Genomic DNA, 15,430 nt, shown 5'->3' with positions numbered 1-15,430 from the left:
ATGAGACATTCAACATGACCGACACCCCCCATTTCCCGCTCTCCGCCGTGGTCGGCGCCGATGACTTGAAGCTGGCGCTGTGCCTGGCCGCCATCGACCCGAAAATCGGCGGTGTGCTGATCGAAGGCCCGCGAGGGATGGCCAAGTCCACCCTGGCCCGGGGTCTGGCAGACCTGCTGGCCAGCGGTCAGTTCGTCACCTTGCCCCTGGGTGCCACTGAAGAGCGGCTCGTGGGCACCCTCGATTTGGACGCGGCATTGGCGCAGGGGCGCGCGCAGTTTTCCCCCGGCGTGTTGGCCAAGGCCGACGGGGGTGTGCTGTATGTCGATGAAGTGAACCTGCTGCCCGATCACTTGGTGGACTTGCTGCTCGATGTCGCGGCCAGCGGTACCAACCTGATCGAGCGCGACGGCATTTCCCATCGGCATTCGGCGCGCTTTGTATTGATCGGCACCATGAATCCTGAAGAGGGTGAATTGCGTCCGCAACTACTCGACCGCTTCGGCTTGAACGTGGTACTGGACGGCCACACCGCACCTTCCGAGCGCGGGCAGATCATTCGCCGGCGGCTGGATTTCGACAGTGACCCCGCGTCGTTTTGCACCGAGTGGGAGCCGGCCCAGCAGCAACTGCGCAAACGTTGCCAGCAGGCGCGGGCGCGGTTGGCGCAAATCCCGCTGGACGACGCGGCGCTGGGGCAGATTACTGAGCGTTGCTTTGCGGCTGGAGTCGATGGTTTGCGCGCAGACCTCGTCTGGTTGCGCGCCGCCCGCGCGCATGCGGCCTGGCGTGGCGCGGATGCCATTGCCGACGAGGACATCGATGCCGTCGCCGAATTTGCCCTGCGCCATCGCCGCCGCGGCCACACCGCGCGCGCACCGGAGCCGTCCCAGGCCCCGCAGTCGAGTCCGAACGAGGCGAGCAGGCCCAGCGAAGGCCAGGGCCAATGGGGCGACTTACCGGCCCGGGCGTTACCCACCGGCGCCCGGCGTGATGTGCCGAGCTGGCCAAAAAAGCCCTAGGCATTCGCCCCCATTCGCCGGCGGGGGCGAATGCCAGACCCCGTCCGGGACGGTTGGATCACGGCCGTCAAGGCCGAAGCAAAACGGCAACCGGCGGCGTGGTGGACTGGCCGGGCACCTTGCTCAACGGCCGTCCACGCCTGCCTGCGGACCTGCGCTTGAAATGGCGCCAGCGTTCCGCCCATGAGTTGTGGTTGGTGATCGTCGACGCCTCGGCTTCGACCCGTCGCCATCGGGCCTTGAGCGATGGCAAGGGGCTGCTGGCGCAGCTGTTCGACGATGCCTACCGACAACGCGTCCGATTGGCGCTGCTGACGGCCAGCGGTGGCGTTCCGGCCTGGCATGTGCAAGGTCTCAAGGCCGCCATTGGCCTGCGTGACTGGCTCGACACATTGGGCGCCGGTGGCGGCACGCCGTTGCTGGCGGCGGTGAACGAGGCCGGGCGCTGGCTCGCGGCCCGGCGCAAGCGCTTCCCGGCGGAGCAACAACGGGTGCTGCTGATGACCGACGGGCGCGTGAAAGCAGGCACGTCGCTGCCATTGCTCGAATGCCCCAGCCTGTTGATCGACATCGAGCGCGGGCCGATTCGCCTGGGCCGGGCGAAGCAGTTGGCGGGCCAGTTGGGGGCTGAGTATCGCCATCTTGATGAGAGCTGATGGGTTCGCGCATGACTGCTCTATGCTCAGGCAACCCTTCCAGGAGTGAACCATGCGCATACTCGTCACCAATCCCCAGGACGATTTCCGGGTCAAGGCCTACGCCGGCACCAACGGCGTGTTGCTCGCCATGGACCTGGCCGAATCCCGGCGCAAGGGCCTGTTGGGCTTTGCCATCGAGAAGCAGCAGGGCGACAAGCCCTGGCTGTTCCTGTTCAATAGCCTGACCTTCCCCGACAAGGCCCACACCTTTCCCCAGTTCCACGCCACGCCCAGCGACAAGGCGCCGCTACAGAAATTTCGCTGGGCCGACTACGCCGTGAATCCCGGCATGACGATCCACTACCGTGTCCACTTGGCCTATGGCACTCCCGAGGCGCCGCAACTGGGCGAATCCCTGGCAGTGACCGTCACCAGCGATGACGGCCAGCCGGCCAACCAGCAGGTCATCTTCAACCGGGCGGTGGCCGCCAGCCAGGCGTTCCAGCGCAAGTTTCCCGAACTGGATGCGCTGATCAGTGCCAACCGCAACCTGTCCATCGACGACTGGCCCGACGCGCCGCGTCGCTGGCTGGAAAACGGCTTGCTGGGGCGGCTGATCGGTTTCGTCGACCGCGCCCTGGATGCGAACTGGGCGCTGGACGTCGCCATCTACGAATACGAGCTGCCGGTGATCGTCGATGCGGTGAACGCCGCCCATGCGCGCGGTGCGCGGGTGAGGGTGCTCTACCATGCCGAACCGGATGACGATACTACGCTGCGCAACGAGGCCAGCCTGGAAAAGCTGCCGGCGGCGAACAAGCGGGGGCGGCTCACCCACACTATTTTCCACAACAAGTTCATCGTCCTCAGCAAGGTCGACGAGGCCGGCGTGCCGCACCCCGAAGCGGTGCTGTGCGGCAGCACCAATTTCACCGCCAACGGCGTCTATCGTCAGGCCAACGTCGTCCATGTGCTGGACGAGCCACGGATCAGCGCCACCTATCTTGAGGTGTTCGAGCAAATCTGGGCCGCGCCCGACGACGTCGGGGCCACCCGCGAGTGGCTGACCCGCAACAATCCCATGGCGAGGGACGAGAAGCTGTTCGCCGGGTTCTCGCCTCGCAGCGGGCAGGGCGACCTCGATCGCTTCGTCGAAGTCATCGATGCCGCTCGAAAGGACCTGCTGTTCGTCACCGCGTTTGCCTTGCCCGAGCGGATCCTCGATGCCTTGCTCGGCCAGCCCAACGACGACGTCCTGCGTTACGGCCTGCAGAACACCACCAGCCGAATCACCGGTTTCCACGCCGACCGCACCGCTGAATTCTCCGCCACCGCATTGCTCAATACCGGCCTGGAAGGTTGGCTCAGGGAAAACATGAAAGGCCAGAAGGGCAACCTGCTGGTCCACACCAAGGCCGTGGTCACCGATTTCACCAGCGACACGCCGACGATCATCAGCGGTAGCCATAACCTGAGCGCCGCCGCCAGCAGCAGCAACGACGAGAACTACCTCATCATCCAAGGCGACACCGACCTGGCCGACCGCTACGGTCTGGAGCTGCTGCGTTTCTACGAGCATTACCGGTTCCGCTATTTCGCCAAGAAACTCGCCCTCAAGCAGGTCAAGCCCCTGGCCCCGGACGACAGCTGGAGCGACGACTACTACCGCGAAGGGGATTTGCGGATGTTGTCCCGGGTGAGGTTCTGCGGGCGCTGAGAAGGCTGTCCCCCGACGGAGGTCGCGCGCGCACGGGCCCTCGCGCGGTGGCGCAGAATCTGCCGTAAAAGCTGCCCTGATGAGACATTTTACGCACCATAAATGCCCTCGAACCCACAGGAACACGGGTGCAACGCCCGTGTCTGGAGCATCCCGCAAAGTCTGCTGAGCGGGCCCTGCAAAACGGTGGTTTGTACCAAGCGGCCACTCTTTTTAACGGTTTTTCCACGGTCTCATGGTGTTGTAATGAAAACGTGATGCAGCGTTGCACCGATGCTTCACGAACGGCGTCAATGTTTGCCTCGTCATGCCTTCAACAACAAACCAGGACCGCACACATGAGCTTTCTTCGACCCAAGTACATCACCTTCGACTGCTACGGCACGTTGACCAATTTCCAGATGGGCAGCATGACGCGCGAGCTGTTCGCCGACCGCGTCGACGCCGGGCAGATGGACCAGTTCGTCAAGGATTTCGCCGCTTATCGCCTTGACCAGGTGATGGGTGACTGGCGGCCGTATGATGAAATCATCAAGACCTCCCTCATGCGGGTCTGCAAGCGTTGGGGCGTCGAATACCGGAGCGAAGGCCAGCTCTATTACGACGCCGTACCAACCTGGGGCCCCCACGCCGATGTGCCGGCGGGCCTGTCGAAAATCGCCGACAAGATCCCTCTGGTGATTTTTTCCAACGCGATGGACGACCAGATCATGTCCAACGTCGACAAGCTCGGCGCGCCTTTTCACAAAGTCTTCACGGCCCAGCAGGCCCAGGCCTACAAGCCGCGTCTGGCGGCGTTCGAATTCATGCTTGATAACCTCGGCTGCGGGCCGGAGGACGTCTTGCATGTGTCGTCGAGCTTTCGCTACGACCTGATGCCGGCCCACGACATGAAGATCAAGAACAAGGCCTTCGTCGCCCGTGGTCACGAGCAACCTGGCAATGCGGTCTATGGCTACCACCAGATTCCGGACATCGGCGGGTTGCCCGGTCTGGTCGGGCTCTGAGTTGAGCGCACTCTTCAAGGTAAGGGGTTAGACATGGGCAGTGAGTCCTATTGGCTCGATACCGCACCGGCCTTCACCGGTGCCCAGCTCGGCGGGTTGCCCGGGCAGGTCGATGTCGCCATCGTTGGCGGCGGTTTCACCGGCCTGGCCGCGGCCCGTGCCCTGGCCTTGAAGGGCGCCAGCGTGGCGGTGCTGGAAGCTGGAAGGGTGATCGGCGAGGCGTCGGGGCGAAACGGCGGGCAGTGCAACACCGGTGTCGCCCAGGATTACGCCTCGCTCACCGCCAGCCTCGGCGCCGAGAAAGCCCGGGCGTATTACCAGGCCTACGAAAGCGCCGTGCACAGCGTGGTCTCGCTGGTGGAGCAGGAGGGAATTGCCTGCGACCTGACGCGCAACGGCAAGCTCAAATTGGCCGCCAAGCCGATGCACTATGAAGGGTTGGCGCGCACCTGTGAATTGATCCGCAAGGAGGTGGACGCCGAGGTGCAGTTGTTGTCCGCGCAGGAGGTTCGCGTCGAGGTCAATTCGGCCCAGTTCCACGGTGGCCTGCTGCAGCGCAACGGTGTGCAGATGCACGTTGGGCGCTTTGGTGTCGGCCTGGCCGAGGCGGCGGCGCGGCACGGCGCGTTGATCTTCCAGGGCGTGGAAGTGAAGGATTGGAAAGCCAGCGGCAGCGGCTATCAGGTCAATACCAGCAAAGGCGTGCTGCACGCGTCCCAGGTGCTGCTGGCTACTGGCGCCTGCCAGCAAGGCGGGCTCGGTTGGTACCGACGGCGCATCGTACCGGTGGGCAGTTTCGTGGTCGCCACCGAGGTATTGTCCCAGTCGCTGATCGACAGCTTGCTGCCGGCACGCCGCTCCTACGTTACCAGCCGCATGATCGGCAATTACTTTCGCCTGACCCCCGACAGCCGTCTGCTGTTTGGCGGTCGTGCGCGGTTTGCCATGTCCGACAGTGTTTCCGATGCCAAGAGCGGCAAGGTGCTGCAGGCGGCGATGGTGCAGATGTTCCCGCAACTGGCCGACGTGAAGATCGACTATTGCTGGGGCGGGCTGGTGGACATGACGTCTGACCGCCTGCCCAGGGCCGGCCAGCACGGCGGGGTCTATCACTCCATGGGCTACAGCGGCCACGGCGTGCAGATGTCGGTGCACATGGGCCAGGTCATGGCGGATGTCATGGCCGGGAAAGTCGAGGCAAACCCTTGGCGAGAACTCGACTGGCCGGCGATTCCCGGGCACTTCGGCAAGCCCTGGTTCCTGCCGCTGGTAGGCGCGTATTACCGCCTGCAGGACTACCTGCACTGATTTCAAGGCAGCGCTTTACGTTTCAACAGCCGTTTCAACATTCCGTTGCGTCGACCGTGCGCAACCGAGCCCTATCACTTGCGGAAGGTAGAACTGACATGACTGACAATAAGAACAGCACCGACGGCCAGTTGATTACCGGCACAGAAAGTCTGCGTGTTTTCGAAGGGCTCAACCGCGGCATGTCACGTCGCCACGCATTGCAGATGCTGGGGTTGGCCGGGGTCGCCGCAGCAGGTGCCGGCAGCTTGTTTGGCGCGGCCGGCAAGCTGTTGGCCGATGACGCCGCGAGCCTCGGCAATGGCAAGCCCGGCGGACGTATCCGCGTAGCCGGCATCACCAGTTCCACCGCCGACACCCTGGACCCGGCCAAAGGCTCGTCGTCCACCGATTATGTGCGCCATTACATGTTCTACAACGGCCTGACCCGTTTCGACAGCCACATGGTGCCGCAACTGGAACTGGCTGAACGCATCGACACCACCGACGCCACGCTCTGGGTGATCACCCTGCGCAAGGAAGTCACGTTCCACAACGGTAAAGGGCTGACGGCAGCGGACGTAGTGTTTTCGCTGATGCGGCACAAGGATCCGATCACCGGATCCAAGGTCTTGCCACTGGCGTCGCAGTTCGAAGAGGTCAAGACCAACGGCACCCACGAAGTACAGATCCGCCTCAGCGGTCCGAATGCCGAGCTGCCGTCGATCCTCGCCGTTTCCCATATGTTGATCGTGCCCGAGGGCACCAGTGATTTCAGCCAGGGCATCGGCACCGGTCCGTTCAAGGTCAAGGAATTCAAGCCCGGTGTGCGCTCCATCGGCGCGCGCAATGCCAACTACTGGAAACCCGGCTTGCCCTACCTGGACGAGATCGAATTCATTGGTATCGCGGATGAGCCGTCACGGGTCAACGCGCTGCTGTCCGGCGACGTGCAGATCATCAACGAAGTCAACCCACGTTCGACCGCACGCATCAAGGACAGCGCCGGCCACCGGGTCGTCGATTCACCGTCGGGCAACTACACCGACCTGATCATTCGCCAGGACCAGATGCCAGGCCAGAGCCCGGAATTCACCGAGGCGATGAAGTTGCTGCTCGATCGCGAGCAGGTCAAGTCGGCGATCTTCCGGGGCTTCGCCAGGGTCGGCAATGATCACCCGATCGCCCCCGGCGCGCGCTTCTTCAATGCCGACCTGCCACAACGCACCTACGACCCCGAGAAGGCGCGCTTCCTGCTGAAAAAAGCCGGCATGGAAAGCATCAGCATGCCGGTCATGTGCTCGCCGGCCGCCACCGGTTCGGTGGACGTCGCCGTGCTGCTGCAGCAATCGGCCAAGGAAGCCGGGCTCAAGCTCAACGTCAACCGGCTGCCGAGCGACGGCTACTGGTCCAACCACTGGGCCAAGCACCCGCTGAGCTTCGGCAACATCAACCCGCGGCCGAATGCCGACATGCTGTTCTCGCAGTTTTTCCAGTCCTCGGCGCCGTGGAACGAGTCCGGCTGGAAAAACCCGCAGTTCGATCAATTGCTGGTGCAGGCGAGGGGCGAAACCGACGAGGCCAAGCGCGGCAAGATGTACGCCGACATGCAGACGCTGGTGCATGACCACAGTGGCATCGGCATCCCCGTGTTCATCAGCAACATCGACGGCGTCGACCAGCGCATCAAGGGTTATGGCACCAACCCGTTGGGCGGGTTCATGGGCTACATGTTCTCCGAGCAAGTCTGGCTGGATGCTTGATGAGCGTTATCTGGCTCCGCGACCTGGCAAGAGGATCGGATGATGAATAGCAACACATTGTGGTTGATCGGCCGGCGCCTCGGCGCCGCGATCGTAACCCTGCTGATCGTCTCGATGGTGGTGTTCGCCATCACGGCGGTATTGCCGGGAGACGCGGCGCAACAGTCCCTCGGACAGTTCGCCACGCCTGAGCAAGTGGCGGCCCTGCGGGTGAAAATGGGCCTCGATCAGCCGGGGGTGTTGCGTTACCTGCACTGGCTGACCAGCCTGCTCAGCGGTGACATGGGCGTGTCGATTTCCAACGCCGTGCCGGTCAGCGAGCTGATGGCCGGACGCGTGCCCAACACCCTGATGCTCGCCGCTGCCACGGCGCTGGTGTCGGTGCCGGTGGCGCTGATCCTGGGCATCGGCTCGGCGATGGGCCGGGGCGGGCGCATCGACAGCGTGCTGAGCTTCTTCACCCTGACGATGGTGGCGGTGCCGGAGTTTCTGGTTGCCACGCTGGCGGTGCTGATCTTCGCCGTCAACCTCGGCTGGTTGTCGGCGTTGTCCTATTCAAGCGAGGTCACGTCGCCGCTGCAATTCATGCGCACCTACGCCTTGCCGGTCATGACGCTGTGTTGCGTGATCGTCGCGCAAATGGCCCGCATGACCCGGGCGGCGGTGATCGACCAGCTCGACAGTCCCTATGTGGAAATGGCCCGCCTCAAAGGCGTCAGCCCGATGCGGGTGGTCTTGCGCCACGCCTTGCCTAACGCCATCGGTCCCATCGCCAATGCCATCGCCTTGAGCCTCTCCTACCTGCTGGGCGGGGTGGTGATCGTCGAGACGATTTTCAATTATCCCGGCATCGCCAGCCTCATGGTCGACGCGGTGACGAACCGCGACATGGCCTTGGTCCAGGCCTGCACCATGCTGTTCTGCACGGCTTACTTGATGCTGGTGCTGATTGCCGACCTGTGCGCGATCCTGTCCAATCCGAGGCTGAGAAACCAATGAACAATCTCATTGTGAAAGCCCCGCCTGCCGCGCCTGAACTGGCTTATGGCAAGGTTTCCCATAGCACCTCCTGGCTCGGCCTGCTCGGTGCCGCGATGTGTCTGATCTGGTTGTTGGTGGCGATCTTCGGCCCCTGGCTGGCGCCACATCCCGTGGGCGAAGTGGTCTCCGACAACGTCTTCGACGGCCTCAGCGCTGCTTACCCGCTGGGCACCGATTATTTGGGCCGTGACATGCTCAGCCGGATCCTGGTGGGCGCGCGGTTTACCGTCGGCCTGGCTTTGGTGGCGGCAGTGTTGGCGAGCGGTTTGGGCACCAGTTGCGCGCTGCTCTCGGTGGTGTCGCCGAAGTGGTTGGACGAACTGATCAGCCGCCTGATGGACGCCTTCATTTCGATTCCGAGCAAGATGCTCGCGCTGATCATGGTCTCGGCCTTTGGCTCCTCGGTGACGCTGTTGATTTGCACGGCGGTGCTGAGTTTCACCCCGGGCGCGTTCCGCATCGCTCGCAGCATGGCGGTGAACATCGAGGCCCTCGAGTACGTGCAAGTGGCCCGCACCCGTGGCGAGCGTCGGCTATACATCGCCTGCGTGGAGATCCTGCCGAACATGCTCAACCCGGTGCTGGCTGACCTGGGCCTGCGCTTCGGATTCATCGTGCTGTTGCTCAGCGGCATGAGTTTTCTCGGCCTCGGCGTGCAACCGCCGGACGCCGACCTGGGTTCGCTGGTGCGGGAAAATATCGGCGGCCTCAACCAGGGCGCGCCGGCGATCGTGATTCCGGCCTTGGCCATCGGCACCCTGACGATTGGCGTCAACCTGTTTATCGACCGCCTGTCCTCGCGGCGCAATCGACGTTCGGGAGGTCATTGAGATGAGCGAATTGATTCGAGTCGAAAACCTGCGAGTGGTCGCCTGCGGCGAACGCAGTGAAGTGGAGATCGTCAAGGGCGTCAGCTTCTCCCTGGAGAAAGGCGAGGTGCTGGCGTTGATTGGCGAGTCCGGCTCCGGCAAGACCACCATCGCCCTGGCGCTGCTTGGCTATGCCCGGCGTGGCTGTCGGCTGGCCGGCGGCGTGGTGCGGATCGGCGAGCATGACATGCTGGCGCTGAGCGAAGGCGAGCTGCAACGGCTGCGCGGCAATCGCGTCTCCTATATTGCCCAAAGCGCCGCGGCGGCGTTCAATCCGGCGAAAAAACTCATTGATCAAGTGGTGGAGGGCGCCTTGATCCACGGCCTGGGCAGCCGGGCGGTGCTCGAAGCCAAGGCCATCGAACTGTTCCGCGACCTGGCGCTGCCCGACCCCGAGCGCATCGGCCAGCGCTACCCCCACCAAGTCTCCGGCGGGCAACTGCAGCGGGTGATGGCGGCCATGGCGCTGATCAGCGATCCGCTGCTGGTGGTGCTCGACGAACCGACCACGGCCCTCGACGTCACGACTCAGATCGACGTATTGCGCGCCTTCAAGCGCGTGGTGCGCGAGCGTGGCGCGACGGCGGTCTACGTTTCCCATGACCTGGCGGTCGTGGCGCAGATGGCCGATCAGATCGTGGTGCTCAACGGCGGACAGATCTTCGAACAGAGCGCCACCACGCCGCTGCTCAAGGGCCCGGTCCATGCCTACACCCGCAGCCTGCTGGCGGCGGCGCGGCCGGACACGACGATCCGGCCGCCCTGCGGCGTGGCCGAGGATGCGCCGCTGCTGACCATCCAAGGCCTGACCGCCGGCTACGGCAACAAGAACGCGCAGGGCATGCCGGCGATCCGCGTCCTCGAAGGCATTGACCTGACCGTGCGTCGAGGCCAGGCCATTGGGGTGATCGGCGAATCCGGCTCGGGCAAATCGACCCTGGCCCGGGTGGTGGCGGGGCTACTGCCTCCGGCCCTCGGCGGGCTGACATTTGATGGCGCGCCGCTGGGCGGCAGCTTGTCCGAACGGACCGCCGACCAGTTCCGGCGCATCCAGATGGTGTTCCAGAACGCCGACACCGCGCTTAATCCGATGCACAGCGTCAGCGCGATCTTGAGCCGGCCATTGAAGATGTATTTTGGCCTCAAGGGCGGAGCTCTGCGTGAGCGCATCGGCGAGTTGCTGGACCTTGTCCGTTTGCCACGGGACTTGGCCGAGCGTCGCCCGAGCGAGTTGTCCGGAGGGCAGAAACAGCGGGTCAATTTGGCCCGGGCGCTGGCGGCCAAGCCGGACCTGATCCTCTGCGATGAAGTGACCTCGGCGCTCGACACCGTGGTCGGCGCCGCGATCCTCGAATTGTTGCGCGACCTGCGCCAGCAACTGGGCGTTTCGTACCTGTTCATCAGCCACGACATCTCCACCGTCCGCGCCTTGTGCGACGACATTGTGGTGATGTACAGCGGCCACAAGGTCCAGGCGGGTACCCGACAATCGTTCGCCCAGGCGCCGTTTCATCCTTACACCGATTTGCTCATTCATTCGGTCCCGGAGCTGCGCCAGGGCTGGCTGGAAACCTGCGGCGCCACCACCTGCGGCACGCTTCCACCGTTGGGGCCAAAGGCTAACGAACCAGAACTGTGCACCTTTCTCAACCGCTGCCCGGTGCGGGTCGATGGCCTGTGCAACCACACCGCGCCACCTCGACAGGTGATCGACGGCGGCAGCGAAGTGCTCTGTCATCACGACAGCGTCGAGCTGCTCAAGAGCCAACAGGATTCAAACAGCATGATCGTGGGAGCCTACGCATGAACGCGCGTTTTGTGAGGTTGGCCGAGCAGGGTCGACCCGTCGTCAACTTGCAGGTGGATGGGGTGCTCATCGAAGCGTTGCAGGGCGACACGCTGATGGTTGCCTTGCTGACCCGTGGCCCGGCGCTGCGCCAGTCGGAGTTCGATCCGGGCAGCCGTGCCGGTTTTTGCCTGATGGGCGCGTGCCAGGATTGCTGGGTCTGGACCCGCAGCGGCGAACGCTTGCGCGCCTGCTCCCAAGAAGTCCGCGAAGGGCTGGATATCATCACTCAACAACCGGAGGCAGTATGGCCACTGCGCGGATAGTCATTGTCGGCGCCGGGCCGGCCGGCATTCGTTGTGCCCAGACCTTGGTCGCGGCGGGTTTCAAACCGGTCCTGGTCGACGAGAGCCGGCGTGACGGCGGGCAGATCTACCGTCGCCAGCCTGAAGGGTTCACCCGCGACTACGCAACGCTCTACGGCACCGAAGCCGACAAGGCCCGCGACCTGCACGAGAGCTTCGATCGCCTGCGCCCACAGATCGATTACCGACCCGACACCCTGGTCTGGAACTTGACACCGGGGCAATTGTGCTGCGTCAGCCAAGGCCAGCATTCAACGCTGGAGTACGACGCGCTGATCCTCTGCACCGGCGCCACCGACCGCTTGATGCCCATCGAAGGTTGGCAATTGGGCGGCACCTACAGCCTCGGCGGCGCTCAGATCGCCTTGAAGGCCCAGGCGGTGTCCATCGGTCACCGGGTGGTGTTCATGGGCAGCGGGCCGTTGCTGTACCTGGTGGCGAGCCAGTATGTGAAAGCCGGGGCCCAGGTTGCGGCGGTGCTGGACACTTCGCCGCTGGGCAAGCGCATCCAGGCCTTGCCCAAACTCATGGCGCGTCCGGGATTGCTGTTTACCGGCATGAAACTGCTGGCGCAGTTGTATCGGGCGAAGATCGCGGTGCATCTCGGGGTTTCGCCGTTGCAGGTGCTCGGTGAGCCGGCCACAGGCGTGAGTGGCGTTCGCGTGCGCACCGCGAACGGCGAGACGCTGACGGTGGATTGCGACGCGGTGGCGCTCGGTTATCACCTGCGCCCGGAAACCCAACTGGCCGATCTGGCCGGCTGTCGACTGCGCTTCGACGAGGCGTCTGGGCAATGGCTGCTGGAAACCGATGATGAGGGCCGGACCACGGTCAGCGGCGTCTATGCGGCGGGGGATGGCTCGCGGATCCGTGGCGCGGACGCCGCCGAGCACGCCGGGCGCCTGGTCGCCATGGCCTTGCTCAGCGACCTGCAACAACCGGTGGACGCGGCACGGATGGCCGAGGCACGGCGTGCCTTGGGTGTGATGGAAGCATTTCGCCTCGGCCTGGCCCAGGCGTTCCCCTGGCCGGCGACACAGGCCAAGGCGTTGCCGGACGAAGCCATCGTCTGCCGGTGCGAAATGATCACCGCCGGCGAGCTACGCCGCACCGTCAGCGAAAAGGGCGCTTGTGAAGTCAACCGGGCCAAGGCGTTCAGCCGCGTCGGCATGGGCCGCTGCCAGGGGCGCTATTGCTCCCAGGCCGGGGCCGAAGTGATCGCCGCCGCCGCCGGGGTGCCGGTGCAAGAGGTCGGGCGTCAGCGTGGTCAGGCACCGGTCAAACCGCTTTCGATGTCGACCCGGGAGGTGACGCCATGACCGTTGATAAGGCCGATGTGATTATTGTCGGTGGTGGGGTGATGGGCTCGGCGTCGGCATTTTTCCTGCGCCAACGGGGCCAGTCGGTGATCTTGCTGGAGCGCGACCAGATCGGTCAGTACGCCAGCGGTGTGAACTTCGGCAACGTGCGGCGCCAAGGGCGATTTCTTGGCCAGCTTGAATTGGCGAACCGTTCCTTTGCGCTGTGGCAACGATTGCCGGAGTTGATCGACGACGACTTGGAGTTCATCCCCAGCGGGCATCTGCGCGTGTGTTATCGCGAGGATGAAATCGCTGAGCTGCAAGCCTACGCCGGCGCGCCCGAAGCCCGGCAGCTGGATTTGCAGATCTATCAAGGCAGCGAACTGCATACGCGTTTCCCGTTCCTCGGCAAAGACGTCAAGGGCGGTTCCTACGCGCCCCACGACGGTCACGCCAACCCACGCCTGGCGGCACCGGCGTTCGCCCGGGCGGCCCGACGACTTGGGGCGCGGATCGAGGAACGCACGGAAGTCGCCGAGGTACAAAAGGCCAACGGTGAATTCGGCGTCACCACCACCGATGGCCGCCGATTCAGCGCCGCGCAGCTGTTGATCACGGCGGGCGCCTGGGGGCAAAAACTCTCGGAACAATTCGGCGAGCCGGTGCCGCTGGCGCCGAACGGCCCGCAAATGGCCGTCACCGAACCGGTGCCTTACGCCTTGCCGACGGTGATCGGGGTGTTCACCAAGATCCCTGAAGAAGTGATCTATTTTCGCCAGATTCCACGGGGCAACATCATCATCGGCGGCGGCTATCGCCGCGTGCCGGACATGCTCAACCGCCGCGCCTACGTCGAGCCGCGCAGCATTCTCAACCAACTGGAGCAGATGCGGCGCCTGCTGCCGGGCGTCGGCAACCTCAACATCATCCGCGTGTGGAGCGGCATCGAAGGCTACCTGCCCGACAACCTGCCGATCATGGGCGCCAGCGGCAACGTCGACGGCTTGTACTACGCCTTCGGCTTCAGCGGCCATGGCTTCCAACTTGGCCCGGGCGTCGGTGACGTCATGGCCGAACTGATCAGCACCGGCAGCACCAGCACGTCAATCGAACCGTTCTCCATCCGCCGGTTCGCCCCATCCGTCGAACAACGGAGCAAGGCCTCATGAAACCCCGTGTGCAAGCCATCTTCGAACGGCTGCTGGCGTTTGAAACGGTCTCTTCGGAGTCGAACATGGCGCTGATCGAATACGTGCGCGATGTGCTGCTGGGCAAGGGCATCGAGTCGCTGATCGTCAAGGACGAAAGCGGCAAGAAGGCCAACCTGTTCGCCAGCACCGGTCCACGGGAACTACCCGGTATCCTGTTGTCCGGACACACCGACGTCGTACCGGCGGCGGGGCAGGCCTGGACCGTCCCGGCGTTCCAGGCGACGTTCCGTGATGGCCGGGTGTATGGGCGTGGCAGCTGTGACATGAAGGGCTTCATCGCCCTGGCTATCGACGCCATGCTCGACGCCGCCGACCATTCGTTGACCCGGCCGCTGCAACTGGCGCTTTCCCACGATGAAGAAATCGGCTGCGTGGGCGTCCGACGCCTGCTCGACGTGCTGCACTTGGCGCCGGTGCGGCCGTTCCTCTGCGTGATCGGCGAGCCGACCAACATGCAGTTCGTGCTGGGCCACAAGGGCAAGGGCTCCTACCGCACCTACTGCCGTGGCCTGGAGGCCCATTCATCCCTGGCACCACGCTCGGTCAATGCCATCCACGTGGCGTGCGATTTCATCGCGGCGTTGCGCCGCAGCCAGCAGCAATTACAGGAGCAAGGCGCCCAGGATGCGGATTACGACGTGCCCTACAGCACCGTGCATGTTGGGCAGATCGTCGGCGGCAAGGCACTGAACATCGTGCCGAACCTGTGCACGCTGGATTTCGAAGTGCGCAATCTGCCGGCCGATGATCTGGATCAATTTTTGGAGCACCTGCGCGAGCAGGCCGAGGTGATCGTTCGCGAGGCGAAGAAGCTTTCGAGCGTGGCGGACATCGAGATCCAGACGTTGAATGTCTATCCGGGGCTCGATACGCATCCGAGTGTTGAGGCGGTGCGTTTTCTAAGCGGCTTCGCTGCGCCGGGTACGGGGACGGCGAAGGTGTCCTTTGGGACTGAGGGTGGGTTGTTCAAGCAGCGGTTGGATGTGCCTGTGGTGGTCTGTGGGCCTGGTTCGATCGAGCAGGCGCATAAGCCTGATGAGTTTATCGAGGTGAGTCAGATGCAGGCGGGGGAGCGGTTTTTGGCGGGGTTGTTGGGTTCTTTGAGGCTTTAGGCTGTTTTTTGGCTGATGGATTTGTGTGTATATCCGTTTTTTTTGTTGTGGCTGCTGACGGTTTCGCTTTTACAGCGAGTCACTTTCGAAAGGCGCGAAAGTAACCAAAGCGCCTTTGCCCCACCACTTGGTGCCTCGCCTAGGCTCGGCATCCATGCCGAGGTGCCCCCTCCACAATACCTTCGTTCAGCCAGCGTGGTTAACGGGGCGCCGAGATCAACGTCCGCCGCGAGGCGGCCTTAGGGCCGACCTGGTTTGGTTGGGATCGAGTTTCTTCTGTGGGAGCCTGCTCGCGATGGCAGTTGGCAGTT

The 15,430-nt window shown here is 63.9% G+C and carries 13 protein-coding genes; all 13 read left to right on the top strand.

Annotated elements, in window-relative coordinates:
• The first annotated feature begins 14 nt into the window (after positions 1 to 14).
• The 13 genes from J3P95_RS14775 to argE all read left to right on the top strand — a co-directional run bounded on the left by J3P95_RS14775 (position 15) and on the right by argE (position 15,119).
• Positions 15 to 1,022, top strand: a complete 1,008-nt coding sequence (locus tag J3P95_RS14775) for an ATP-binding protein (RefSeq protein WP_434580768.1) — start codon at positions 15 to 17, stop codon at positions 1,020 to 1,022.
• A gap of 101 nt (positions 1,023 to 1,123) precedes the next feature.
• Positions 1,124 to 1,678, top strand: coding sequence for a vWA domain-containing protein (locus tag J3P95_RS14770; protein ID WP_434563845.1), 555 nt, complete (start codon positions 1,124 to 1,126; stop codon positions 1,676 to 1,678).
• Positions 1,679 to 1,730: 52 nt separating this feature from the next.
• A complete protein-coding gene (locus J3P95_RS14765; RefSeq protein ID WP_434580770.1) occupies positions 1,731 to 3,377 on the top strand; it encodes a phospholipase D-like domain-containing protein in 1,647 nt (548 codons plus the stop codon).
• A 338-nt stretch (positions 3,378 to 3,715) separates the two neighbouring features.
• On the top strand, positions 3,716 to 4,384 hold the full coding sequence (locus J3P95_RS14760; RefSeq protein WP_434557548.1) for a haloacid dehalogenase type II: 669 nt from the start codon (positions 3,716 to 3,718) through the stop codon (positions 4,382 to 4,384).
• Between the two features lie 33 nt (positions 4,385 to 4,417).
• Positions 4,418 to 5,692, top strand: a complete 1,275-nt coding sequence (locus tag J3P95_RS14755; protein ID WP_434557547.1) for an NAD(P)/FAD-dependent oxidoreductase — start codon at positions 4,418 to 4,420, stop codon at positions 5,690 to 5,692.
• 98 nt (positions 5,693 to 5,790) lie between these two features.
• The gene (locus J3P95_RS14750) at positions 5,791 to 7,434 is read left to right on the top strand and encodes an ABC transporter substrate-binding protein (RefSeq protein WP_434557546.1); all 1,644 of its coding nucleotides are present in this window, start codon (positions 5,791 to 5,793) and stop codon (positions 7,432 to 7,434) included.
• Positions 7,435 to 7,476: 42 nt separating this feature from the next.
• The gene (locus J3P95_RS14745; protein ID WP_186615531.1) at positions 7,477 to 8,433 is read left to right on the top strand and encodes an ABC transporter permease; all 957 of its coding nucleotides are present in this window, start codon (positions 7,477 to 7,479) and stop codon (positions 8,431 to 8,433) included.
• On the top strand, positions 8,430 to 9,305 hold the full coding sequence (locus J3P95_RS14740) for an ABC transporter permease (RefSeq protein ID WP_434580773.1): 876 nt from the start codon (positions 8,430 to 8,432) through the stop codon (positions 9,303 to 9,305). The genes J3P95_RS14745 and J3P95_RS14740 overlap by 4 nt, the downstream gene beginning before the upstream one ends.
• Position 9,306: 1 nt before the next feature.
• Positions 9,307 to 11,151 carry an ABC transporter ATP-binding protein gene (locus J3P95_RS14735; protein ID WP_434580775.1) on the top strand — a complete coding sequence of 615 codons (1,845 nt, stop codon included), beginning with the start codon at positions 9,307 to 9,309 and terminating at the stop codon, positions 11,149 to 11,151.
• Positions 11,148 to 11,456, top strand: coding sequence for a (2Fe-2S)-binding protein (locus J3P95_RS14730; protein ID WP_434580777.1), 309 nt, complete (start codon positions 11,148 to 11,150; stop codon positions 11,454 to 11,456). The genes J3P95_RS14735 and J3P95_RS14730 overlap by 4 nt, the downstream gene beginning before the upstream one ends.
• Positions 11,438 to 12,814, top strand: coding sequence for an FAD-dependent oxidoreductase (locus J3P95_RS14725; protein WP_434557542.1), 1,377 nt, complete (start codon positions 11,438 to 11,440; stop codon positions 12,812 to 12,814). The genes J3P95_RS14730 and J3P95_RS14725 overlap by 19 nt, the downstream gene beginning before the upstream one ends.
• Positions 12,811 to 13,965 carry an NAD(P)/FAD-dependent oxidoreductase gene (locus J3P95_RS14720; RefSeq protein ID WP_434580779.1) on the top strand — a complete coding sequence of 385 codons (1,155 nt, stop codon included), beginning with the start codon at positions 12,811 to 12,813 and terminating at the stop codon, positions 13,963 to 13,965. Before J3P95_RS14725 ends, J3P95_RS14720 begins: the two co-directional genes overlap by 4 nt.
• On the top strand, positions 13,962 to 15,119 hold the full coding sequence (gene argE, locus J3P95_RS14715) for an acetylornithine deacetylase (RefSeq protein ID WP_434580781.1): 1,158 nt from the start codon (positions 13,962 to 13,964) through the stop codon (positions 15,117 to 15,119). The genes J3P95_RS14720 and argE overlap by 4 nt, the downstream gene beginning before the upstream one ends.
• Positions 15,120 to 15,430: the final 311 nt, after the last annotated feature.

The sequence above is a fragment of the Pseudomonas sp. Z5-35 genome (genome assembly GCF_051131945.1).
GTDB lineage: Bacteria > Pseudomonadota > Gammaproteobacteria > Pseudomonadales > Pseudomonadaceae > Aquipseudomonas > Aquipseudomonas marvdashtae.
Note: the sequence above shows the minus strand (reverse complement) of the source record. Positions and strands in the feature narration are given on the sequence as shown.

Excerpts from the sequence above, each read along its gene's own strand:
- J3P95_RS14735 (WP_434580775.1), top strand. The coding sequence starts at position 9,307 with ATGAGCGAATTGATTCGAGTCGAAAACCTGCGAGTGGTCGCCTGCGGC.
- J3P95_RS14755 (WP_434557547.1), top strand. The coding sequence starts at position 4,418 with ATGGGCAGTGAGTCCTATTGGCTCGATACCGCACCGGCCTTCACCGGT.
- J3P95_RS14765 (WP_434580770.1), top strand. The coding sequence starts at position 1,731 with ATGCGCATACTCGTCACCAATCCCCAGGACGATTTCCGGGTCAAGGCC.
- J3P95_RS14775 (WP_434580768.1), top strand. The coding sequence starts at position 15 with ATGACCGACACCCCCCATTTCCCGCTCTCCGCCGTGGTCGGCGCCGAT.
- J3P95_RS14740 (WP_434580773.1), top strand. The coding sequence starts at position 8,430 with ATGAACAATCTCATTGTGAAAGCCCCGCCTGCCGCGCCTGAACTGGCT.
- argE (WP_434580781.1), top strand. The coding sequence starts at position 13,962 with ATGAAACCCCGTGTGCAAGCCATCTTCGAACGGCTGCTGGCGTTTGAA.
- J3P95_RS14750 (WP_434557546.1), top strand. The coding sequence starts at position 5,791 with ATGACTGACAATAAGAACAGCACCGACGGCCAGTTGATTACCGGCACA.
- J3P95_RS14730 (WP_434580777.1), top strand. The coding sequence starts at position 11,148 with ATGAACGCGCGTTTTGTGAGGTTGGCCGAGCAGGGTCGACCCGTCGTC.
- J3P95_RS14720 (WP_434580779.1), top strand. The coding sequence starts at position 12,811 with ATGACCGTTGATAAGGCCGATGTGATTATTGTCGGTGGTGGGGTGATG.
- J3P95_RS14760 (WP_434557548.1), top strand. The coding sequence starts at position 3,716 with ATGAGCTTTCTTCGACCCAAGTACATCACCTTCGACTGCTACGGCACG.
- J3P95_RS14745 (WP_186615531.1), top strand. The coding sequence starts at position 7,477 with ATGAATAGCAACACATTGTGGTTGATCGGCCGGCGCCTCGGCGCCGCG.
- J3P95_RS14725 (WP_434557542.1), top strand. The coding sequence starts at position 11,438 with ATGGCCACTGCGCGGATAGTCATTGTCGGCGCCGGGCCGGCCGGCATT.